21 protein-coding genes are annotated in these 22,102 nt (G+C 60.2%); 16 read left to right on the top strand and 5 right to left on the bottom strand.

Annotated features, from left to right (window positions below; genetic code table 11):
- Positions 1-152: 152 nt before the first annotated feature.
- The 9 genes from M5G20_RS20535 (at position 153) to M5G20_RS20575 (ending at position 10,823) form a co-directional block, all read left to right on the top strand.
- Positions 153-884: a response regulator gene (locus M5G20_RS20535; RefSeq protein ID WP_150733668.1), complete on the top strand. Its 732-nt coding sequence runs from the start codon at positions 153-155 to the stop codon at positions 882-884.
- The gene (locus tag M5G20_RS20540) at positions 874-2,343 is read left to right on the top strand and encodes an ATP-binding protein (RefSeq protein ID WP_273920558.1); all 1,470 of its coding nucleotides are present in this window, start codon (positions 874-876) and stop codon (positions 2,341-2,343) included. The genes M5G20_RS20535 and M5G20_RS20540 overlap by 11 nt, the downstream gene beginning before the upstream one ends.
- Positions 2,344-2,574: 231 nt before the next feature.
- Positions 2,575-3,834 carry a D-mannose isomerase gene (locus M5G20_RS20545; protein WP_273920560.1) on the top strand — a complete coding sequence of 420 codons (1,260 nt, stop codon included), beginning with the start codon at positions 2,575-2,577 and terminating at the stop codon, positions 3,832-3,834.
- 118 nt (positions 3,835-3,952) lie between these two features.
- Complete coding sequence (locus M5G20_RS20550) at positions 3,953-5,254, top strand: ABC transporter substrate-binding protein (protein ID WP_075945410.1); 1,302 nt, start codon at positions 3,953-3,955, stop codon at positions 5,252-5,254.
- Between the two features lie 146 nt (positions 5,255-5,400).
- The gene (locus M5G20_RS20555; protein ID WP_034149180.1) at positions 5,401-6,309 is read left to right on the top strand and encodes a carbohydrate ABC transporter permease; all 909 of its coding nucleotides are present in this window, start codon (positions 5,401-5,403) and stop codon (positions 6,307-6,309) included.
- On the top strand, positions 6,302-7,147 hold the full coding sequence (locus tag M5G20_RS20560) for a carbohydrate ABC transporter permease (protein ID WP_273920563.1): 846 nt from the start codon (positions 6,302-6,304) through the stop codon (positions 7,145-7,147). Before M5G20_RS20555 ends, M5G20_RS20560 begins: the two co-directional genes overlap by 8 nt.
- Positions 7,148-7,149: 2 nt before the next feature.
- On the top strand, positions 7,150-8,310 hold the full coding sequence (locus M5G20_RS20565) for an ABC transporter ATP-binding protein (protein WP_273920564.1): 1,161 nt from the start codon (positions 7,150-7,152) through the stop codon (positions 8,308-8,310).
- Positions 8,311-8,508: 198 nt separating this feature from the next.
- Positions 8,509-9,855, top strand: a complete 1,347-nt coding sequence (locus tag M5G20_RS20570) for a carbohydrate porin (protein ID WP_212626726.1) — start codon at positions 8,509-8,511, stop codon at positions 9,853-9,855.
- 113 nt (positions 9,856-9,968) lie between these two features.
- A complete protein-coding gene (locus tag M5G20_RS20575; protein WP_273920568.1) occupies positions 9,969-10,823 on the top strand; it encodes a D-hexose-6-phosphate mutarotase in 855 nt (284 codons plus the stop codon).
- Between the two features lie 144 nt (positions 10,824-10,967).
- On the opposite strand, the gene M5G20_RS20580 is transcribed toward M5G20_RS20575, so the two are convergent.
- On the bottom strand, positions 10,968-11,828 hold the full coding sequence (locus tag M5G20_RS20580; protein WP_173668879.1) for a MurR/RpiR family transcriptional regulator: 861 nt from the start codon (positions 11,826-11,828) through the stop codon (positions 10,968-10,970).
- Between the two features lie 226 nt (positions 11,829-12,054).
- Between M5G20_RS20580 and zwf the strand changes: the two genes are divergently transcribed.
- From zwf to M5G20_RS20595, 3 genes are read left to right on the top strand one after another with little or no spacing between them, the layout of a single operon-like run.
- Positions 12,055-13,524, top strand: a complete 1,470-nt coding sequence (gene zwf / locus M5G20_RS20585) for a glucose-6-phosphate dehydrogenase (RefSeq protein ID WP_273920569.1) — start codon at positions 12,055-12,057, stop codon at positions 13,522-13,524.
- On the top strand, positions 13,511-14,224 hold the full coding sequence (pgl, locus tag M5G20_RS20590) for a 6-phosphogluconolactonase (protein WP_273920570.1): 714 nt from the start codon (positions 13,511-13,513) through the stop codon (positions 14,222-14,224). Before zwf ends, pgl begins: the two co-directional genes overlap by 14 nt.
- Before the next feature lie 17 nt (positions 14,225-14,241).
- Positions 14,242-14,907, top strand: coding sequence for a bifunctional 4-hydroxy-2-oxoglutarate aldolase/2-dehydro-3-deoxy-phosphogluconate aldolase (locus tag M5G20_RS20595; protein ID WP_075945403.1), 666 nt, complete (start codon positions 14,242-14,244; stop codon positions 14,905-14,907).
- Positions 14,908-15,025: 118 nt separating this feature from the next.
- On the opposite strand, the gene M5G20_RS20600 is transcribed toward M5G20_RS20595, so the two are convergent.
- Complete coding sequence (locus M5G20_RS20600) at positions 15,026-16,207, bottom strand: aminotransferase class V-fold PLP-dependent enzyme (RefSeq protein ID WP_273920571.1); 1,182 nt, start codon at positions 16,205-16,207, stop codon at positions 15,026-15,028.
- A 31-nt stretch (positions 16,208-16,238) separates the two neighbouring features.
- Entirely contained in the window at positions 16,239-16,475 is a 237-nt protein-coding gene (locus tag M5G20_RS20605; protein ID WP_003213031.1) for a DUF3820 family protein, read from the bottom strand.
- 203 nt (positions 16,476-16,678) lie between these two features.
- On the opposite strand from M5G20_RS20605, the gene M5G20_RS20610 reads away from it, so the two are divergent.
- From M5G20_RS20610 to M5G20_RS20625, 4 genes are all read left to right on the top strand, one after another.
- Entirely contained in the window at positions 16,679-17,146 is a 468-nt protein-coding gene (locus M5G20_RS20610) for a ferritin-like domain-containing protein (RefSeq protein WP_212626730.1), read from the top strand.
- 157 nt (positions 17,147-17,303) lie between these two features.
- A complete protein-coding gene (locus tag M5G20_RS20615; protein WP_273920572.1) occupies positions 17,304-19,292 on the top strand; it encodes an FUSC family protein in 1,989 nt (662 codons plus the stop codon).
- The gene (locus tag M5G20_RS20620) at positions 19,279-19,485 is read left to right on the top strand and encodes a DUF1656 domain-containing protein (RefSeq protein ID WP_075945399.1); all 207 of its coding nucleotides are present in this window, start codon (positions 19,279-19,281) and stop codon (positions 19,483-19,485) included. The genes M5G20_RS20615 and M5G20_RS20620 overlap by 14 nt, the downstream gene beginning before the upstream one ends.
- A gap of 10 nt (positions 19,486-19,495) precedes the next feature.
- Positions 19,496-20,359 carry an efflux RND transporter periplasmic adaptor subunit gene (locus M5G20_RS20625; RefSeq protein WP_273920573.1) on the top strand — a complete coding sequence of 288 codons (864 nt, stop codon included), beginning with the start codon at positions 19,496-19,498 and terminating at the stop codon, positions 20,357-20,359.
- 154 nt (positions 20,360-20,513) lie between these two features.
- Here M5G20_RS20625 and M5G20_RS20630 read toward each other — a convergent pair whose 3' ends face one another.
- Both M5G20_RS20630 and M5G20_RS20635 read right to left on the bottom strand, forming a co-directional pair.
- Complete coding sequence (locus M5G20_RS20630; RefSeq protein WP_273920574.1) at positions 20,514-20,984, bottom strand: MaoC family dehydratase; 471 nt, start codon at positions 20,982-20,984, stop codon at positions 20,514-20,516.
- 42 nt (positions 20,985-21,026) lie between these two features.
- A complete protein-coding gene (locus M5G20_RS20635; protein ID WP_273920576.1) occupies positions 21,027-21,971 on the bottom strand; it encodes an alpha/beta hydrolase in 945 nt (314 codons plus the stop codon).
- Positions 21,972-22,102 lie beyond the last annotated feature (131 nt).

The following is a 22,102-nucleotide window of genomic DNA, read 5'->3' on the forward strand; positions in this document are numbered from 1 at the left end:
TTCATCGCTGGCAAGCCAGCTCCCACAGGTTTTGTGAACGACACAGACCCTTGTAGGCGCTGGCTTGCCAGCGATGAGGCCGGAACAGGCAACAAATATCCAAGGTTCATCAGGCATAATCCGCCCAATTCAAACAACAAGGACGCCTTCCTGTGAGCTCAGTCAACAAGTCGATTTTGTTGGTCGATGACGATCAAGAGATACGCGAGTTGCTGGACACCTACCTGACCCGCGCCGGGTTTCAGGTGCGTACTACACCCGACGGGGCCGGTTTTCGCCAGGCTTTGAACGACGAGCCGAGTGACCTGGTGATCCTTGATGTGATGCTGCCGGACGAAGACGGTTTCAGTTTGTGTCGCTGGATTCGTCAGCACCCGCGCCGGGCTCAGGTGCCGATCATCATGCTCACTGCCAGCTCCGATGAGGCCGACAGGGTCATCGGCCTGGAGTTGGGTGCGGACGACTACCTCGGCAAACCTTTCAGCCCCCGTGAATTGCAGGCACGCATCAAAGCGTTGCTGCGCCGGGCTCAGTTCGGTCAGGAGCGTTCCGGTGGTGAAGTGCTGTCCTTCGATGACTGGCGGCTGGACATGGTCAGCCACCGGTTGTTTCACATCGACGGCGAAGAGGTGATTCTGTCCGGCGCCGATTTCGCCTTGCTGAAACTGTTCCTCGATCATCCGCAGGAAATCCTCGACCGCGACACTATCGGCAATGCCACCCGTGGTCGTGAACTGATGCCGCTCGATCGTATTGTCGACATGGCAGTGAGCCGATTGCGCCAGCGCCTGCGCGACACGGAAAAACCGCCGCGGTTGATCCGTACCGTGCGCGGCAGTGGCTATCAACTGGCCGCCAATGTGATTGCCGGCAATGGTCACTGAGTTCCTGCGCAAACTCGCAGGGCGCGTGCCGGTGCCGCGTTCGTTGCTGGGGCGCATGTTGCTGCTGACGCTGCTGGCGGTGCTGTTCGCCCAGACATTGTCGAGCGTGATCTGGGTCTCGCAACTGCGTGCCACCCAGCTTGAGGGGCTGGTCACCAGTGCCCGCAGCCTCGCCCATTCGATGACCGCCAGCGTCAGTTATTTCCGCTCGTTGCCGGTGGCCTATCGACCGCTGGTGCTCGATCAACTGCGCAGCATGGGCGGGACGCGGTTCGTGGTCACGCTCAACGACAAACCCCTTGGCATGGAAGTGCTGCCGGTGACGCCGCGCAAAGCGGCGGTGATGAAGGCAGTGGACGAAGTGTTGCGCCAGTCATTGGGCCATGACACCGATATTTCGGTGTCTTTTGTCAGCCCCGAAGACCTGCGGATTTTCAATGCGGGCTTGAAGCTCGATGAGCTGCCACGCTCCTGGGCGCATTACGCGCTGACCCTGGAACCGGTCAACCCGCCTGTACTGGTGACCCAGATCCAGATGGCGCCGGGCGAATGGCTGTACATTGCCTCGCTGTTGCCCGAACCCTACACCAGTCTTGAAGAGCAAGGCCTGCCATCGCAGCAGGTGTGGTTCATCGTCCTCACCAGCGGTTTCCTGCTGTTGTTCATCGGCTTGCTGGTGCATTGGCAGAGCCGTCCACTCAAGCGTCTGGCGCGGGCGGCGCGGGATCTGTCGTTGGGGGCCGACGTCGAACCGGTGGCCGAGGGCGGTGGCAGTGAAGTGGTCGAGGTGGGGCGCGCCTTCAACACCATGCGCGATCGCATCAGCCGTTACCTGACCGAGCGCAGCCAGTTGTTCAGCGCGATTTCCCACGACCTGCGCACACCGATCACGCGCTTGCGCCTGCGCGTTGAACTGCTCGAGGACGAAACCCTGCAAGCCAAGTTTGGCCGCGATCTGGATGAGCTGGAGTTGCTGGTCAAAGGCGCGCTGCAATGCGTGAAGGACACCGACATCCACGAGAACATCGAACCGGTGGATCTCAATCACGTGCTCGACTGCCTGGTGGAACCGTACCTGGCGCCGAACGGCAATGGGCGCGTGACCCAGCAGGGGCGGGCGCTGGCGGCGTACCCCGGCAAACCGCTGGCGCTCAAGCGCTGCATCGGCAACCTGATCGACAACGCCCTCAAGTACGGGCAGAACGCGCACCTGCACATCGACGATGACGACAGCGCATTCGTGCTGCACGTTGACGATGAAGGACCGGGTGTTCCGGAGCAACGGCTGGAGCAGGTGTTCGAGCCGCACTTCCGGTTGGCCGGGCAGCAGCAGGGTTATGGTTTGGGGTTGGGAATTGCGCGCAATATTGCCCATAGCCATGGTGGTGAAGTCAGTTTGCAGAATTTGCGTGAAGGCGGGTTACGGGTGACTTTGCAGTTGCCGCGATCGCTTGATTAATGCTGACCCTGTGGCGAGGGAGCTTGCTCCCGCTGGGGCGCGAAGCGGCCCCCCAAAGAAGGACTGCTGCGCAGTCCAGCGGGAGCAAGCTCCCTCGCCACAGGTGATCACATGTCGCAATACCTGCGTGAATGTCACAACCTGGTGACATAACTCGCCCCCTTCGTTACAAGCCCGCGATCGCCTGTTGTTTAGACTGCCCCTTAGTCATAACAACAAAAAAGGTCGCCCATGCACACCTTCCAACCTGCCTTCAGCAGTTGGCTGAACGCACCTGCTCACCAGCAATGGCTTGCCGCTGAAGGCCTGCGCCTGCTGGCGTTCGCCAAGGCTTCGACGCTGCCTGAAGGCTTCGGCAATCTCGACGAGCGCGGTCATCTGCCCGCCGACGCACAAGCCGAAACCATGAACACCGCGCGCATGACCCACAGCTTCGCCATGGCCCACATTCAAGGCCTGCCGGGGTTTGCCGAACTGGTCGATCATGGCGTCGAGGCCCTGCGCGGCCCGCTGCGTGATGCCGTGCACGGTGGCTGGTTTGCGGTGGCTGAACATCGCGACGGCAACACCGGCAAGAACGCCTACCTGCATGCCTTCGTCGCGCTGGCCGCCAGTTCCGCCGTGGTTGCGCAACGGCCCGGCGCGCAAGCCTTGCTCGATGATGCCATCGATATTATCGACACCTACTTCTGGAGCGAGAGTGAGGGCGCCATGCGCGAATCCTTCAATCGCGACTGGAGTGAAGAGGAGGCCTATCGCGGCGCCAACAGCAACATGCACGCCACCGAAGCTTTCCTCGCCCTGGCCGATGTCACCGGCGACAACCGTTGGCTGAGCCGTGCACAGCGCATCGTCGAGCGCGTGATCCACGGCCACGCCGCCGCCAACAACTACCTGGTGATCGAGCATTTCGACCGCGACTGGCAGCCCCTGCGCGAGTACAACCACGACAACCCGGCTGACGGGTTCCGCCCTTACGGCACCACGCCGGGACATGGTTTTGAATGGGCGCGGTTACTGCTGCACCTGGAAGCGGCGCGGGTGCAGGCGGGCATGTTGACCCCCGGATGGGTAGCCACCGACGCGCAAAAACTCTTCGAACAAAACTGCCTCCACGGCTGGGACGTCGACGGCGCGCCGGGCATTGTCTACACCCTCGACTGGGACAACAAAGCCGTGGTCCGCCATCGCTTGCACTGGACTCATTGCGAAGCCAGTGCCGCCGCCAGTGCGCTGCTGCAGCGTACCGGTGACGAGCAATTCGAACGCTGGTACCGACTGTTCTGGGAATTCTGTGACATTCATTTCATCGACCGTGAAGGCGGCAGCTGGCACCACGAACTTGATCCGCTGAACCGCCCAAGCGCCGATATCTGGGCCGGCAAACCAGACCTTTATCATGCCTGGCAAGCCGTTCTGATCCCTCGTCTACCCTTGTCACCGAGTATGGCAACGGCTCTGGCGCAATCGTCCCGGGCCGTTCCTGTGTAACCATGTGGTGACATTCACGCGTCCCTTCGTTACCTGCGAAGGGACATCCCCTGTTTAAACTGCTATGCAGCGCAAGCACCAGACTTGCATGCATAACAACAAGAAAGGTACATCTCAGATGAATGCGATTTCTCGCCTCGCTACTGTCATTTCTGTCGCCTCCCTGTTCCCGCTCGCAATTCTGCCTCTCAGTGTTTCCGCTGCCGATTCCAAAGGTTCGGTGGAAGTCGTGCACTGGTGGACGTCCGGCGGTGAAAAGGCGGCCGTTGATGTACTCAAGGCCCAGGTCGAAAAAGACGGTTTCACCTGGAAAGACGGCGCCGTGGCTGGCGGTGGCGGTGCGACGGCCATGACCGTGCTGAAAAGCCGCGCGGTAGCGGGTAATCCGCCAGGCGTTGCGCAGATCAAGGGCCCGGACATCCAGGAATGGGCGTCGACCGGTCTGCTCGATACCGACGTCCTCAAGGACGTTGCCAAAGAAGAGAAGTGGGACAGCCTGCTCGACAAGAAAGTCTCCGATACCGTGAAGTACGAAGGTGATTACGTGGCCGTGCCGGTGAACATTCACCGTGTGAACTGGCTGTGGATCAACCCGGAAGTCTTCAAGAAAGCCGGTATCACCAAGAACCCGACCACCCTCGAAGAATTCTATGCAGCGGGCGACAAGCTCAAGGCTGCCGGTTTCATTGCGCTCGCCCACGGCGGCCAGCCTTGGCAGGACAGCACCGTGTTCGAAGCCGTTGTGCTGTCGGTCATGGGTGTCGATGGCTACAAGAAAGCCCTGGTCGACCTGGACAACAAAGCGCTGACCGGTCCGGAAATGGTCAAGGCGCTGACCGAACTGAAGAAAGTCGCGACCTACATGGACGCCGACGGCAAAGGCCAGGACTGGAACCTGGAAGCGGCCAAGGTCATCAACGGCAAGGCCGGCATGCAGATCATGGGTGACTGGGCCAAGTCCGAATGGACCGCCGCCAAGAAAGTCGCCGGCAAGGACTACGAGTGCGTAGCGTTCCCGGGGACCGACAAGGCGTTCACCTACAACATCGATTCGCTGGCGGTGTTCAAGCAGAAAGACAAAGGCACCGCTGCCGGTCAGCAGGACATCGCCAAAGTCGTGTTGGGTGAAAACTTCCAGAAAGTCTTCAGCATCAACAAAGGTTCGATTCCGGTACGCAACGACATGTTGAACGACATGGAGAAACTCGGTTTCGACTCCTGCGCCCAGACCGCCGCCAAGGACTTCCTGGCTGACGCCAAGTCCGGCGGCCTGCAACCAAGCATGGCGCACAACATGGCGACCACGCTGGCGGTACAGGGTGCGTTCTTCGACGTCGTGACCAACTACATCAACGACCCGAAAGCCGACCCGGCCGATGCGGCCAAGAAACTGGGCGCGGCGGTTCAGTCGGCCAAGTAACCGAAAGCAGGTTCGACCCTGTGGGGGGCGAGCCTGCTCGCGAAGGCGTCGTGTCAGTTGCTACATCCGTCGACTGACACAGCGCTTTCGCGAGCAGGCTCGCTCCAACAAGGGAAGGTGTTAGTACTCTTATTCTGGATTTCCCCATGAGTTCTGTTGCTGTGTTCAGCAAGGCCTCGCCGTTCGATGCATTGCAGCGCTGGCTCCCCAAACTGGTGCTGGCGCCGAGCATGTTCATCGTTCTGGTGGGCTTCTATGGCTACATCCTGTGGACGTTCGTTCTGTCGTTCACCACCTCGACCTTCCTGCCGAACTACAAGTGGGCAGGCCTGGCGCAATACGCGCGGCTGTTCGACAACGACCGCTGGTGGGTGGCGAGCAAGAACCTGGCGCTGTTCGGCGGCATGTTCATCGGCATCACCCTGGTGATTGGTGTGCTGCTGGCGGTTTTCCTCGACCAGCGCATCCGTCGCGAAGGCTTCATCCGCACCATTTACCTGTACCCGATGGCGCTCTCGATGATCGTGACCGGTACCGCCTGGAAATGGCTGCTCAACCCGGGCATGGGCCTGGACAAATTGTTGCGTGACTGGGGCTGGGAAGGCTTCCGCCTGGACTGGCTGATCGACCCGGATCGCGTGGTCTATTGCCTTGTCATCGCTGCCGTCTGGCAAGCCTCGGGTTTCATCATGGCGATGTTCCTCGCCGGCCTGCGCGGCGTTGATCAATCGATCATACGTGCCGCACAGATCGATGGCGCGAGCATGCCGCGCATCTACTGGAAAGTGGTGCTGCCAAGCCTGCGTCCGGTGTTCTTCAGTGCGGTGATGATTCTGGCGCACATCGCGATCAAGAGCTTCGACCTGGTGGCGGCGATGACCGCCGGTGGCCCGGGTTACTCCTCGGACCTGCCAGCGATGTTCATGTATTCCTTCACCTTCAGTCGCGGCCAGATGGGCATGGGCTCGGCCAGTGCGATTCTGATGCTCGGTGCGATTCTCGCAATCATCGTGCCTTACCTGTACTCCGAGCTGAGGACCAAGCGTCATGACTAGTCTCGCTGCCAAACCTGCGATCAGCCTGAGCCGCATCGCGATCTACGCGGTGCTGATCCTCGCCGTACTGCTTTACCTGATTCCCCTGGTGGTGATGCTGTTGACCAGCTTCAAGACCCCGGAAGACATCAGCACCGGCAACCTGCTGAGCTGGCCGACCGTGGTCAGCGGCATCGGCTGGGTCAAGGCCTGGGCCACGGTTGACGGTTATTTCTGGAACTCGATCAAGATCACCGTCCCGGCGGTGCTGATCTCCACATTCATCGGTGCCTTGAACGGCTACGTGTTGTCGATGTGGCGGTTCCGTGGTTCGCAGCTGTTCTTCGGCCTGCTGCTGTTCGGTTGCTTCCTGCCGTTCCAGACCGTGCTGCTGCCCGCGTCGTTCACCCTCGGCAAGATGGGCCTGGCGAGCACCACCACCGGCCTGGTGTTTATCCACGTGGTCTACGGCCTGGCGTTCACCACGCTGTTCTTCCGTAACTACTACATCAGCATTCCCGATGCACTGGTGAAAGCGGCGCGCCTCGACGGTGCGGGTTTCTTCACCATCTTCCGCCGGATCATCCTGCCGATGTCGACGCCGATCATCATGGTCTGCCTGATCTGGCAGTTCACTCAGATCTGGAACGACTTCCTGTTCGGGGTGGTGTTCTCCAGCGGTGATTCGCAACCGATCACGGTGGCGCTGAACAACTTGGTCAACACCAGTACCGGGGCCAAGGAATACAACGTTGATATGGCAGCGGCGATGATCGCCGGGCTGCCGACCCTGCTGGTCTATGTGGTCGCAGGCAAGTATTTCGTGCGCGGGCTGACGGCCGGCGCAGTCAAGGGGTAATCATGGCTACGCTCGAACTTCGCAATGTAAACAAGACCTATGGCGCCGGCCTGCCGGACACCCTGAAGAACATCGAACTGTCGATCAAGGACGGTGAGTTCCTGATCCTTGTCGGCCCGTCGGGTTGCGGCAAGTCGACCCTGATGAACTGCATCGCCGGCCTCGAGACCATCACCGGCGGCTCGATCATGATTGGTGACCAGGACGTCAGCGGCATGAGCCCCAAGGATCGGGACATCGCCATGGTGTTCCAGTCCTACGCGCTGTACCCGACCATGAGCGTGCGCGAGAACATCGAGTTCGGCCTGAAAATCCGCAAGATGAGCCAGTCGGCCATCGATGAGGAAGTCACTCGCGTGGCCAAGTTGCTGCAGATCGAACACCTGCTCAATCGCAAGCCCGGCCAGCTCTCCGGTGGCCAGCAACAGCGTGTGGCGATGGGCCGTGCCCTGGCGCGTCGGCCGAAGATTTATCTGTTCGACGAACCGCTGTCCAACCTCGACGCCAAGCTGCGGGTCGAGATGCGCACCGAAATGAAACTGATGCACCAGCGCCTGAAAACCACCACGGTCTACGTGACCCACGACCAGATCGAAGCGATGACCCTGGGCGACAAAGTGGCGGTGATGAAGGACGGGATCATTCAGCAGTTCGGCACGCCGAAGGACATCTACAACAACCCGGCCAACCTGTTCGTCGCGAGCTTCATCGGTTCGCCGCCGATGAACTTCATTCCATTGCGTTTGCAGCGCAAGGAAGGTCGTCTGCTGGCGCTGCTCGACAGCGGCCAGGCGCGTTGCGAATTGCCGCTGGGCATGCAGGATGCCGGGCTCGAAGACCGCGAAGTGATCCTCGGGATGCGCCCGGAGCAGATCGTGCTGGCCAACGGTGAAGCCAATGGTTTGCCGACCATTCGCGCTGAAGTCCAGGTCACTGAGCCGACAGGTCCCGACACCCTGGTCTTCGTCAATCTCAACGAGACCAAGGTTTGCTGCCGACTGGCACCCGACGTCGCACCGGCCGTGGGCGAGACCCTGACCCTGCAATTCGATCCGGCGAAAGTGCTGCTGTTCGATGCCAAGACTGGCGAGCGTCTGGGGGTGGCCGGCCTGCCGAAAGCCGAGCCGCACGCGGCCAACGTCACCCAGTTCAAGGGGCGCTGAAGATCAAAAACTGTAGGAGCCGGCTTGCTGGCGATCGCGGTCTGACATTCAACATTGAAGTCGACAGTCAGGTGGCTATCGCCAGCAAGCCGGCTCCTGCAGAGGGGGAATCCGTGGCGGATGGCCTGTCATCCGTTGCAACTGATGTAACCGCGTTAGAAAAAGAAAAGTTAATAACAATAAAACGAGGATGTAGGGATGAAGAAGAAGAACAGCGCTCAGCTTATCTGCCAGTTGTCAGCCATTGCAGCGATGACCCTGGCCGGTAGCGTCCACGCGGCTGACGCGTTTAGCGCCGATTCAGAATGGATGACCGGTGATTGGGGTGGCGAGCGAACCAGGCTGATCGAGCAAGGCATCGACATCAAGATGGACTATGTCGGTGAAGTCGGCGGCAACCTCCACGGCGGGTTCAACGATGACAAGACCGCGCGCTACAGTGACCAGTTTGGCCTGGGCGCAGCGCTGGACCTCGAGAAACTGTTCGGCTGGGATAACACCCAGGCCAAGATCCAGCTCACCAATCGTAACGGCGAAAACATCTCCAACGACCGCATCGGCGACCCGCGTGCCGGCACCCTGAGTTCCTCGCAGGAAGTCTACGGCCGTGGCCACATGGTCCGTCTGACCCAGTTGTGGATCAAGCATCAGTTCCTCGACAACAAACTCGACGTCAAGGCCGGTTACTTCGGTGAAGGCGAAGACTTCAACACCTTCCCGTGCGAATTCCAGAACCTGGCGTTCTGCGGTTCCCAGGTGGGTAACTGGGCGACCAACATCTGGTACAACTGGCCCGTCAGCCAGGCCGCGATCCGCGTGAAGTACAACATCTCGCCTGAGTGGTATGCGCAGATCGGCGCGTACAACCAGAACCCGTCGCAACTGGAGCACGGCAACGGCTTCAAACTCAGTGGCAGCGGTACAAAAGGCACCGTCCTGCCGGTTGAACTGGTCTGGCTGCCTAACCCGGGCAACCTGCCGGGCGAATACCGTGTCGGTTACTACAAAAGCACGGCCAGCGCCGATGACGTCCGCGAAGATGACAACGGCGATGATGCGGCCACCAGCGGCAATGCCTATCGCAGCCACAGCAGCAAGCACGGCTACTGGTTCGTGGCGCAACAGCAACTCACCAGCCATAACGGTGACGCTACCCGCGGTCTGAACATTGCAGCCAACGCGACGTTCCACGACAAGGACACCAACGTCGTCGACAACTACCAGTCGCTGATGTTTGTCTACAAAGGTCCGTTTGATGCCCGTCCGAAAGATGACCTCGGTATCGGTTTCGCCCGTATCCACGTCAACGACGACGTGAAGAAAAATGCCGAGCTGACCAACGCTGCGAACGGTGTTTCGGATTATCAGGATCCGCTGTTCTCGCCGCTGCGTGAGACCGAATACAACTACGAGCTGAACTACGGTTTCCACGTCACCAACTGGCTGACCGTGCGTCCTAACCTGCAGTACATCACCCACCCGGGTGGCGTGGATGAAGTCGACAACGCGCTGGTGGCCGGCCTGAAAATTCAGTCGGTGTTCTAACGCGACTGCGATAAGCTCCTCTCTATGTGCGCATTTTGCGGACAGCCAAGGCTGTCCGCTTTTTTTTGAGGGGCCGCGCACCCCGCTGATCGTTGATTTCAGGACCGTGGCACATGCTTGAGCATCCGCTACAACGCTTCTTCAAATCCTTGCGCGAACGACCGGTGTTCGCGTGGGAGCGCTACCAGAAGCGCGACGTGCTGGTGATTGATCATCCGCTGTGTCAGGCGGTGTTCAGTCGCCAGGGCGCGCAGTTGCTGCACTTCCAGCCCAAGGGTCAAAAGCCCTGGCTGTGGTGCGCGGCGAAGTGGCCGCAGGTCGGTGCAATTCGTGGTGGGGTGCCGGTGTGCTGGCCGTGGTATGGCCGTCATCCGAGCGAGAACGCCTGGCCGTCCCATGGTTGGGCGCGGTTGCTCGACTGGAAGTTGATCGACAGCGGCAGCGACGATGATGGCGTGCGTTTGCACTGGCAGCTTGAGTTGTGCGACTGGCAGGTCGACCTGCATGCGCACCTGGGTGAACGCATGGAATTGCGCCTGAGCACCGAGCATCAGGACGACATGCCGTGCCAGTTGAGTCAGGCTTTGCACGCTTACTGGCGTATTGGTGATGTCGGCGAGGTAGCGCTGTCTGGGCTCGAAGGCGCACAAGGTTACGACCAGTTGAACCGTCAGATTTGTCAGCAGGAAGGCGAGTTGCGTGTGGACGGCGGTTGCCAGCGGGTGTTCCAGCATGACGGTGAATTGCAGCTCAACGATCACGCCTGGGACCGGGCGCTGTGCATCGATACCGGCGATACGGCTGACACGGTGGTCTGGCATCCGGGCTCACGGCCGTTGCTGGGGGTGAGCTGGAACGAGATTTCCGAATTCGTTTGCGTAGAGGCAGCAAGCGGCGGCACCGACAGCCTGTGCCTGAAACCGGGGGAGCGGGCGCATTTGAGTTTGCAGGCGCGGGTGGGGGCCTAGATTTGTGCTGTTGCTGCTGGCCCCATCGCTGGCAAGCCAGCTCCCACAGTGTCCGCGCCGAACCTGAAATTCGCGAACGCCAATGAAATTTGTGGGAGCTGGCTTGCCAGCGATGAGGCAGGACCGTTCAGCGCAGATTTCGGATCAGTTGAATTCGTCGCCCACCGGATACCGACTGGCATTCAAACTCTCTTTGATCTTGCGCAGATGCGGCTGGAAATCCACCCCGCGACGCAAGGTCATGCCGGTCGCAAGCACGTCGAGCACGGTCAGTTGAATGATCCGCGAAGTCATCGGCATGTAGATGTCGGTGTCTTCTGGCAATGGAATGTTCAGGCTCAAGGTACTGGCCTTGGCCAGCGGTGAGTTTTCCGCGGTCAGGCCGAGTACCGAAGCGCCATTCTCCCGGGCAATGCGCGCCACTTCCACCAGTTCGCGGGTGCGGCCGGTGTAGGAAATGATCACGAACAACTCGCCGGTGTGCGCCACCGAGGCAATCATGCGCTGCATCAGCACGTCGGCGTGGGCGGTTACGGCGAGGTTGAAGCGGAAGAACTTGTGCTGCGCATCCAGTGCCACCGGGGCCGAGGCGCCGAGGCCGAAAAAGTGGATCTGCCGGGCCTGTATCAACAGGTCGACGGCGCGGCTGATCAGGTTCGGATCGAGGGCCTGCAAGGCACTGTCCAACGACGCGATGGCGCTGCCGAAGATTTTTTTCGTGTAGGCCTCAGGGTTGTCATCCGCCTCGACCGCGCGGCTGACATACGCCGCGCCACTGGCCAGGCTCTGGGCCAGCTGAAGTTTGAGTTCCGGATAGCCGCTGACGCCGAACGAACGGCAGAAACGGTTGACCGTCGGTTCACTGACTGAAGCGGCCTGGGCGAGGGCGGCGATGCTGAAGCGAGTGGCCTGCTGCGGGTTGAGCAGGATCACTTCGGCGACTTTGCGTTCGGCCTTGTTGAGCTCTTCAAGGCGACTCTGGATCTGTTCCAGTAAATTTCGCACGCGGTCCATATGAGTTTCCTTTACACCTGCGCCAACCAGCGCGCGGCTAATGCAAAAAGGGCCTTTGGTGTGGCCCGTAACGGTGGCCTATCCTACTGATGGCTCCGACCGACCACCACTCGGAATCTGTATTTTGCGAAAATGTTGTGGTTATTACTACATTTTCCCTTGAGTGATGCCTTGAAAAAAGGTATTTGTAGCTTAACTTGATAAAAGAACAAACATCATGCTCTCGATTACGGTTGAACCGTGCACCTTTGCCTTGTTCGGCGCTCTTGGCGATCTCGCCCTGCGCAAGCTGTTTCCTGCCCTTTATCAACTCGACGCCGCTGGCCTCTTGCACGAGGACACGCGGATCATCGCGCTGGCCCGTGAGCCTGGCAGCGAGCAGGAGCACCTGACGTTCATCGCCTCCGAGCTGCGCCGCTACGTGGGCGCCAAGGACCTGAATGAAGCCGTAGTCGAGCGTTTTCTTGCACGCCTGAGCTACCTGCACGTCGACTTCCTCAAATCCGAAGATTACGTGGCCCTGGCCGAAGCGGCGGGCACTGCCCAGCGGGTCATCGCCTATTTTGCTACCCCGGCGGCCGTTTACGGTGCGATCTGCGAAAACCTTGCGAAGGTCGGGCTGGCGGAAAACACCCGTGTGGTGCTGGAAAAACCCATCGGTTCGGACCTGGAGTCCTCGCGCAAGGTCAACGATGCCGTAGCGCAGTTCTTCCCGGAAAACCGCACCTACCGTATCGACCATTACCTGGGCAAAGAAACCGTCCAGAACCTGATCGCCTTGCGTTTCGCCAACAGTCTGTTCGAAACCCAGTGGAACCAGAATTACATTTCCCACGTGGAAATCACCGTGGCCGAGAAGGTCGGTATCGAAGGCCGCTGGGGCTATTTCGACAAGGCTGGCCAGCTGCGGGACATGATCCAGAATCACCTGCTGCAACTGCTTTGCCTGATCGCCATGGACCCGCCGGCCGACCTGTCCGCCGACAGCATCCGCGACGAGAAAGTCAAAGTGCTCAAGGCACTGGCGCCGATCAGCCCGGAAGGCCTGACCACTCAAGTGGTACGCGGCCAATACATCGCCGGCTACAGCGAAGGCAAAGCGGTGCCGGGCTACCTCGAAGAGCCGAATTCCAACACCCAGAGCGACACCGAAACCTTCGTCGCACTGCGTGCCGACATCCGCAACTGGCGCTGGGCCGGCGTGCCGTTCTACCTGCGCACCGGCAAGCGCATGCCGCAAAAACTGTCGCAGATCGTCATCCACTTCAAGGAACCGTCGCACTACATCTTCGCACCCGAGCAGCGCCTGCAAATCAGCAACAAGCTGATTATTCGCCTGCAACCGGATGAAGGCATTTCCTTGCGCGTGATGACCAAAGATCAAGGCCTGGACAAAGGCATGCAGCTGCGCAGCGGTCCGTTGCAGTTGAATTTTTCCGACACCTGGAGCAGCGCACGGATTCCCGATGCCTACGAGCGGTTGTTGCTGGAAGTGATGCGCGGCAATCAGAACCTGTTTGTCCGTAAAGATGAAATCGAAGCCGCGTGGAATTGGTGTGACCAGTTGATCGCCGGGTGGAAAAAATCCGGTGATGCGCCCAAGCCGTACGCGGCCGGGTCCTGGGGGCCAATGAGCTCCATTGCTCTGATCACGCGGGATGGGAGGTCGTGGTATGGCGATATCTGATTTGAAACTGCCTCAGGGCGTCAGCGCCCGTGAGTTCAAGAGCCCGATGCTGCTGGCCGAAAGCCTGGCACTGAACGTGGCTAAACAATTGAGCGATGCGATCGACGCCCAGGGCACTGCGACCCTGGTGGTGTCCGGTGGCCGCAGTCCGGTGGCGTTTTTTCAGCATCTGGCCAAGCAGGCGCTGGACTGGTCGAACGTGGTGATCAGCCTGGCTGACGAGCGTTGGGTGCCGGTCGAGCATGCCGACAGCAATGCCGGTCTGCTGAAAAAGTATCTGTTGCAAGGCCCGGCGGCCAAGGCTCAGTTCCTGAGCCTGTACAGCGCCAGTGCCAACCTGGAACAGGCAGCCGAGCAGGCTGACCGTTTGCTGTCCGAGTTGCCGGTGATCGACGTGCTGGTGCTGGGCATGGGCGATGACGGTCACACCGCGTCGCTGTTTCCCAACAGCCCCAATCTGGTTGAAGCCTTGCAGGCCGACGGCAGCCGTCGCTGCTATCCAATGCTGGCGCCGACCGTGCCGCATCAGCGCCTGACCATGAGCCGCGCGCTGCTGGCCTCGGCCAAACACAAGGTTCTATCGATTTCCGGTCAGTCCAAACTGACCACCCTGAGTACCGCACTGGCCGGTGACGACGTCGCCGCAATGCCGATTCGCGCGTTTCTGCAACCCACGTTAGAGATTTACTGGTGCCCATGAGCCAAGGAACAGCCGCTATGAAAAACCCATCCCCGACCGTTTCCATGGCGGATAAAGTTGCCCTGATCGACAGCCTCTGCGCCAAGGCGCGGATCCTGCCGGTGATCACCATCGCTCGCGAACAGGATGTTCTGCCGCTGGCCGATGCCCTCGCTGCCGGTGGCCTGACCGCCCTGGAAGTGACCCTGCGTTCGCAGTTCGGCCTCAAGGCCATCCAGATCCTGCGCGAGCAGCGTCCGGAGCTGATGACCGGTGCCGGCACCGTGCTTGATCGCAACATGCTGGCTGCGGCCGAAGCGGCGGGCTCGCAATTCATTGTTACGCCAGGCATCACCCGTGACCTGCTGGAAGCCAGCGTTGACAGCCCGATTCCGCTGTTGCCAGGCATCAGCAATGCCTCGGGCATCATGGAAGGCTATGGTCTGGGCTATCGCCGCTTCAAGCTGTTCCCGGCGGAAGTCAGCGGCGGCGTCGCGGCCATCAAGGCCTTGGGCGGTCCATTCGGCGAAGTGAAATTCTGCCCGACTGGCGGCGTGGGTCCGGCCAATATCAAGAGCTACATGGCGTTGAAGAACGTCATGTGCGTGGGCGGTAGCTGGATGCTTGATCCGGAGTGGATCAAGAACGGCGACTGGGCCCGCATTCAGGAATGCACCGCCGAGGCCTTGGCGCTGCTGGACTGATCGCTTCACCCGACACTTCGTTGTGTGTTCTACGGCTTTACGGTGCGCTTGGTCGGTGCACCGTTTTTTTTTGCCGGCGAAAAGTGTGGGAGCGAGCCTGCTCGCTCCCCCAGTCATCTCAGCGCAATTGAGTCAACGCCGAAGTCAGCAACAGCATATCCGCCGCCGTGGTCGTCAGCCCCGGCGTGATACGAATACACGGCCCACACGCCGCGCCGTTGCGCACCACGGTGAACAGGTTGTAATCGCTGAGCAGTCGTTCGGCCATCGCCTGTTGGTCGGCATGCGCGGTAAAGCGCATGGACGTGATGCCGCAGTACAACCGTGGATCGTCCGGGGTCATGACTTCGATACCCGGCAGCTCACGGACTGCGCGCACCCACAGGTTGCGCAGGTAATTGAGCCGAGTCCCCTTGGCCGCCGAACCGCCCATGGCCCAATGCTCTTCGAGCACCAGCGGCAAGGTCAGCAACGCGGGGATGTTCGGTGTGCTGTAAGGCGTGCGCGAACGAATGTCGGTGACCGGGAAATGCATTTCGCCCATGTCCGGGTCGATGTGGGCCAGACGCTCGGGGGCAATGTAGAGAAAGCCCAACGTCAGCGGCGCACCGATCCATTTGTGCAGGTTGTACGCGGCGAAGGCGATGCCCAGCTCATCGAGATCGAACTCCAGTTGCCCCAGCGCATGGGCGCCGTCGAGGATCACGTCGATGCCATGTTCTTTGGCAGCGGCGGCAATCGCCTGCACCGGCATCACCAACCCGGTGCGATGGGTGACGTGGGTGAGGGCCATCAGCTTCAGTCGTGGGTAGCGCGCGAAGGTCTCGCGGTAGGTGGCCAACAAGCTGTCGAAGCTGGCGGGGTGCGCATGGTCGATCTCGATCACTTCGACGCCGCGATGCGTCGCCAGCCAGCGCATCGCGCTCTTGACCGTGTCGTACTCCAGGTCGCAGATCAACACTTGATCGCCCGGTTGCAGGCGGTTGTAGTTGCGGATCAACGATTGCAAACCGTGCGACGCATTGGTGGTGAGGGCGACACTGTCGGCAGGCACGCCGATCAGCCCGGCCAACTGCGCGCGGATCTTCAAACTGTCAGCGTGTTCGAAGCGCTGACGCGCATACACCGAGTTGCTGCGGTTGATCAGCTCAATGTTGCGATGATATTCCTCGACCACGGTGCGCGACATGCGTCCGAAGTAACCATTCTCCAGATTGATCGGACCAGGTTGCAGATCGTAGCGATCGGCAAAGGTTTGCCAAAAGGCTTCATCACGGGCGCGGCGGGTGTTGTCGGGCATGGGCTACTCAATCAAAGGCGGGCGGCGTGGATCAGTGGCGCGGGGCCGGTTTGCCATGTTTGGCACGCAAGGGTTCCAGCAATTCCGACAAGCCGTTGTGATCGATCTCTTGCATCAGGGCCAGCAGGCCACCCAATTCGCCATGGGGAAAACCTTCCCGGGCGAACCAGTTCAGGTAGGGGCCGGGCAGGTCGGCAATGATCCGGCCCTTGTACTTTCCGAAGGGCATTTCGCGGGTGATCAGCAGTTCGAGCTTTTCAGGGTTCATCACTCAGTCGTCTTGATTCATACAATCTGGAAAATACAGGCATTCTGCATGCAGGCCAATTGACAGATCATGCAAATAAAACGGATACAGATTTGTCTGTTTTATCTAATGCGTTGAAAAATAAGGATTAATTTTTTGATTCGAAGCTGGCATGGGGACTGCACTACTTAATGCATCTTTCATCAACCGCAAGGAATTGAAAAATGACCGACATGAATAAAGAAGCGATCTCTGTACTCAATGACCTGATCGAAACCAGCAAGGACGGTCAGGAAGGGTTCAAGACTTGCGCTGAAGATATTAAGCACCCTGAACTCAAAACCCTGTTTGTGCAACGTTCCGCCGACTGCGCCAGCGCCGCCGCGGAATTGCAGGCAGCCGTGCGCTCGATGGGTGGCGATCCGGAAACTTCCACCAGTGTCAGTGGCGATCTGCATCGGCGCTGGGTCGATGTGAAATCGGTGTTCACCGGCAAGGATGAAGAGGCAGTGCTGAACGAAGCCGAACGTGGTGAAGACCATGCATTGAAGGCTTACAGAGAAGCCATGGAAAAAATCAACAAGCACAACCTGGTGGGCATTCGTGACATCGTTGAGCGTCAGTACCACGGCGTGCAACGCAACCACGATCAGGTAAAAGCCCTGCGTAACCAGGCACGCGCACGCTCGTAAGCGTTCGTTAGCTGTCAAAAACGCCAGCCAGCCTGGCGTTTTTTTGTGCCTGGGAATTAGCGCTGGACGGGATATAGATAGCTAGCTAATAATTTGTTTTTCAAGTGACCCGTCCCAACACGTCTATCGTTAAATCGTCCTTCCAAGAGTGTTATTCGTGCCCATAACTTTGCAGGCGTTGTTCGCGCCTGACCGTCGTGCCTTGCAGTTCGCGATCAAGACCCTGATCGGCGGCGGTGTGGCGCTGTGGCTGGCATTGCGCTGGGGCCTGGAGCAACCGGCCTGGGCGTTGATGACTGCGTTCATCGTGGCGCAGCCGCTGTCCGGCATGGTGATGCAGAAGGGCCTGGCGCGACTTTGCGGTACGTTGGTCGGGACGATCATGTCGGTCGTCTTCATGGGTTTGTTTGCCCAGACACCCTGGTTGTTTTTGCTGGCGCTGGCGCTGTGGCTCGGGCTGTGTACCGCCAGTTCGACATTGCTGCGCAGCGCCTGGTCCTATTCATTTGTACTGGCCGGGTACACCGTGGCGATTATCGCGCTGCCGGCCATCAGCCATCCGCTGACCGTGTTTGACCAGGCCGTGGCGCGCTGCACCGAAATCTGCCTTGGCATCATCTGCGCCACCGCCAGCAGTGCCTTGCTCTGGCCAATGCGGGTCGAGCGACAACTGTTGGATCAGGCCCGTGCTGCCTGGCAAAGTGGCATGAATGCCGCGCGGGCGACGCTGGCCGGGGATGGCCAGGCGCGTAAAGGCTTGTTGGAAATTCTCGGACGCATCGTCGCCGTGGACGCACAGCGTGAACACGCCTGGTTCGAAGGGGCTCTCGGTCGGCAGCGGGCACGCGCCATCAGCGGCTTGAGCCAAAAGTTATTGATGCTGCTGCGGATTGCCCGTTCAGTGCGCCGGCAGTGGAAACAGTTGGAACCGCAGGAGTCGGCGCGGTTGACGCCGTGGATGAACGAGGTCATGGAGGCACTGAACGTCGCTGATCCCGCGACGCTGCATGCCTTGCGCCTGCGCATGCTCGACGCGTCCCATGACCCGCAAATCAGCTCCGCACAGAGCTACTGCCTGGTGCGTTTGACCTTGCTGATGGATACGGCCATGGCGGCGACGGCGGCGTTGACATCGGTCGAGGAGGGCAGTGAACCGCTCGCGCCGCCCAAGACTCTGACTCCCCACCGCGACCTGTCGCTGGCCCTGGTGTTCGGTGCGCGCAGTGCCCTGGCGTTTTTGGTGGTGGCGAGTTTCTGGCTGGCAACGGCCTGGCCCGCCGCAGCGGGTGCGATGTTGCTGACCTGCGTGGTGTGCAGCCTGTTTGCCAGCCGGGAGAATGGTGCGCAGATCGGCATGAGTTTTATGCGCGGGATCTTTTTGGCGATCCCGGCGGCATTCATCGTCGGGCAGATTCTGCTGCCGCAATGGAGCAGTTTCGCGATGTTGTGCATGGGCATGGGCGTGCCGCTGTTTTTCGGCGCACTGGGCATGGCCAAGCCGCAGATCGGCGCCACGGCTACGTCGTTCTGTTTGCATTTCATTGTGCTGGTGGCGCCGCTCAACCAGATGAAATTCGACGTCGCGAACTTCTTCAACAGCGCCCAGGCCATGGTCATTGGTGTCGGCGCGGCGGTGCTCGCGTTCCATCTGTTGATCCTGCGTAACCCGGCGTGGCATGGCCGTCGATTGCTGGCGGCAACCCTCGACGATCTGGTGCGCCTGACCCGGCGCAATCTGGCCGGTGCCGAGAGCTGGTTCGGTGGGCGCATGGCCGACCGTTTGCTGCAATTGGCGCGGCACTATCCGGAGTTGCCGGAGCCGGCGCGAAGTCGCTGGGATGACGGTTTGCTCGGGTTGGATATCGGCGATGAATTGCTGCACCTGCGCATGAGCCTGGCGGTGGCCCAGGTGCCAGTATCGGCGCCACAACAGCGATACCTCGAACACCTGGAAAATGTCCTCAAGCAGGGCCCGGGCAGTGGTCGCGGCGAAGCGTTGGCCGAGGCCAGCGAGACCTTTGTGCAAACCCTCTACGCCTTGCCCCCCAGCGATGCGGTGAAGCTGGCCCAGGGCGCGGTGCTGCAATTGCAAAACAGCTGGCGCGCCTGGTGCCGCCAACAGGAGGCAAACCATGGGCTTGCGTGAGTGGGCGATGGGCGGCGTGCTGCTCAGCCCGTTTCTGATTTATGTGCTGCTGGCGCTGCTGGTGACCGGCGCTCTGCGCCTGTTATTGCGGCTGACCCCGATTGGTCGGTGGGTCTGGCACGAAGCATTGTTTGATTGCGCCTTGTACGTCTGTGTATTGACCGTGATCACCGTCGTCCTCGGACCTTTATAAGGAGTTGAATATGCGTACCCCCGTACGTGTCGCGGTAACCCTGTGCCTGGTGGCGGTGGCGATTTTTGCCGGCGTGCATTTGTGGCAGTACTACATGCTCACCCCCTGGACCCGCGACGCGCGGATTCGCGCCGACGTGGTGGTGATAGCCCCGGATGTGTCGGGTTGGGTGCGTGAACTCAACGCTCACGACAACCAGCGGGTGAAGGCGGGGGATGTGTTGCTGAGCATCGACCGCGACCGGTTCGAAGCCGCGCTGGAAAAAGCCCAGGCGGTGGTGCAGACCCGCCAGCAACAACTGAACCTGCGCGAACGCGAAGCCAGCCGGCGTGCCAGCCTCGGACCCCAAGCGATCAGCGCCGAGCTGCGTGAAAACGCGCAAATCAATGCCGGTATCGCCCGTGGCGAGTTGCGTGAAGCACAGGCCGAGGCCAAGGTCGCGCAGATCAACCTGGCGCGCAGCCAGGTGCACGCGCCGCGCAACGGTCACATCACCAACCTGCGTCTGGCCCAAGGCAATTACGTCAATGCCGGGCAAGCGGTAATGGCGTTGATCGACGATTCAACTTTCTACGTGCAGGCCTATTTCGAAGAAACCAAATTGCCGCGGATTCGCGTTGGCGATCCGGTGAAGGTCTGGTTGATGAGCGCCGGAGAGGCGTTGCAGGGCCACGTTGAAAGCATCAGTCGCGGGATTACCAATCGCAATACCACACCCGATGGGCAGTTGCTGGCGGAGGTGGAGCCGACGTTCAACTGGGTGCGCCTGGCGCAGCGGATTCCGGTGCGGATCAAGCTGGACAAGGTGCCGGAGGGGATCAACCTCAGTTCCGGGATGACGGCGAGTGTGCAGGTGCAGGATGGGGAGCGCTAGTTCGTGTTTGTGCTGCTTTCCGGTGGCGAGGGAGCTTGCTCCCGCTCGGCTGCGCAGCAGTCGCAAAACTGCCAACGCATTCGTTCAGGTGAACTGAAGTGTCTGAGTTGGGGGCGCTTCGCGCCCCAGCGGGAGCAAGCTCCCTCGCCACAGGTCAGCCAATGCTGATCGGTGGCAACTCGGTCAGCGTCACGCTCTGCTGCTTGCGCGGCGCGAGGATTTCCGCCTCGCCATCGACCACCAGCTCATCGCGCTGGTTGAACACGCGGGTGGCGATGCGCACGCGGAATTTTGGCATTTTTTCGAGAATTTCCAGGCGAACCGTCAGGGTGTCGCCGATCTTCACCGGCTTCTGAAAACTCATTTGCTGACCGATATAGATGGTGCCCGGCCCAGGCAATTCGCAAGCGACCGCGGCGCTGATCAGCGCACCGCTGAACATCCCGTGAGCGATGCGCTCCTTGAACATGGTGCTGGCAGCGTATTCGGCATCCAGGTGCACCGGGTTGTGGTCGCCCGACATCGCGGCGAACAACTGAATGTCGCGCTCTTCGACCGTCTTGCTGAAGCTGGCGGTCTGGCCGACTTCGAGGGCTTCGTAGGGGGTGTTGGTAACCTGGGTCATCTGTCTCAATTCCTGTGACGAATAAAAAAATTCACAAAAAAACTATTCGGTTCGATGTGGCCGGGGATTGCTCAAGGTCTGGTTGATCCAGCCCAACACGTCGGCAATCACTTCATCGCGGTTGGTTTCGTTGAACAGTTCGTGCCGCGCCTGCGGATAGATCGTCAATTGCAGGCTCTGGCTGCCGGCTTCGCGCAAGGCGTCGGCCAGATCAGTCAGACGCTTGCCTTCACTCACCGGATCACATTCACCGCCAATCACCAGCAACGGCAGGCCCGGATCGATCTGCGCGAGATTGGACGCTTTGCTGATTTGCTGCAACCCGCCAAGCAAATCGATCCACAGTTGATTGGTGCAACGGAAGCCGCACAGCGGATCATTGGTGTACAAATCGACCTCCGCAGGATCGCGACTGAGCCAGTCGAACCGGGTGCGTGTCGGCTTGAATTTCTTGTTGAACGAGCCGAACGACAGCCATTCGATCAGCGCGCTGCGGCCCTTGGGGCCCTGGCGCAGACGTTCGAGGCGGGCAACCTGCCGCGCCGCACGGTAAAGCGCCACGGGCTGGAAGTTCGAGCCGCTGAGAATCGCGCCCTGCAGGCTGGCGCTGTGGTGCAACAGATAAGCCTGAGCGATGTAGCTGCCCATGCTGTGGCCGAGCAATACGATGGGCACACCGCAGTGCTGCTGGCCGATGTGCTGATTGAGGCAAGCCAGGTCACCCACCACTTTGGTCCAGCCTTCGCTGTCGGCGAAATGGCCGAGCGTCCCGTTTTCGGCAGTTTTGCCATGTCCGCGCAAGTCCGGTGCGTACACGCCGTAGCCCTGATCGCAGAATTTTTCGGCCAGGCGCGCATAGCGACCACTGTGTTCGGCCATGCCGTGAGCCAGCAGAATCACAGCCTTGGGGTGGCCCGTGGGCAGCCACTGGTTGACGAAGAGGCGGCTGTGGTCACTGGTGGTCAGCCAGAACGTCTCGTGGATCATGGCGATTCCTTTCCATGCAGGGGCGCGGGGGGTGGTTGCATTGTATAGCGCATTATCTGGCTGGCATCAGCTCACGCCACGGCAGGAAGATTCACGCGATCAATGACGCCTTTGCGCATATTTGCCTGATT

The sequence above is a fragment of the Pseudomonas sp. TNT2022 ID1044 genome (assembly GCF_028656895.1).
Classification (GTDB): domain Bacteria; phylum Pseudomonadota; class Gammaproteobacteria; order Pseudomonadales; family Pseudomonadaceae; genus Aquipseudomonas; species Aquipseudomonas reinekei.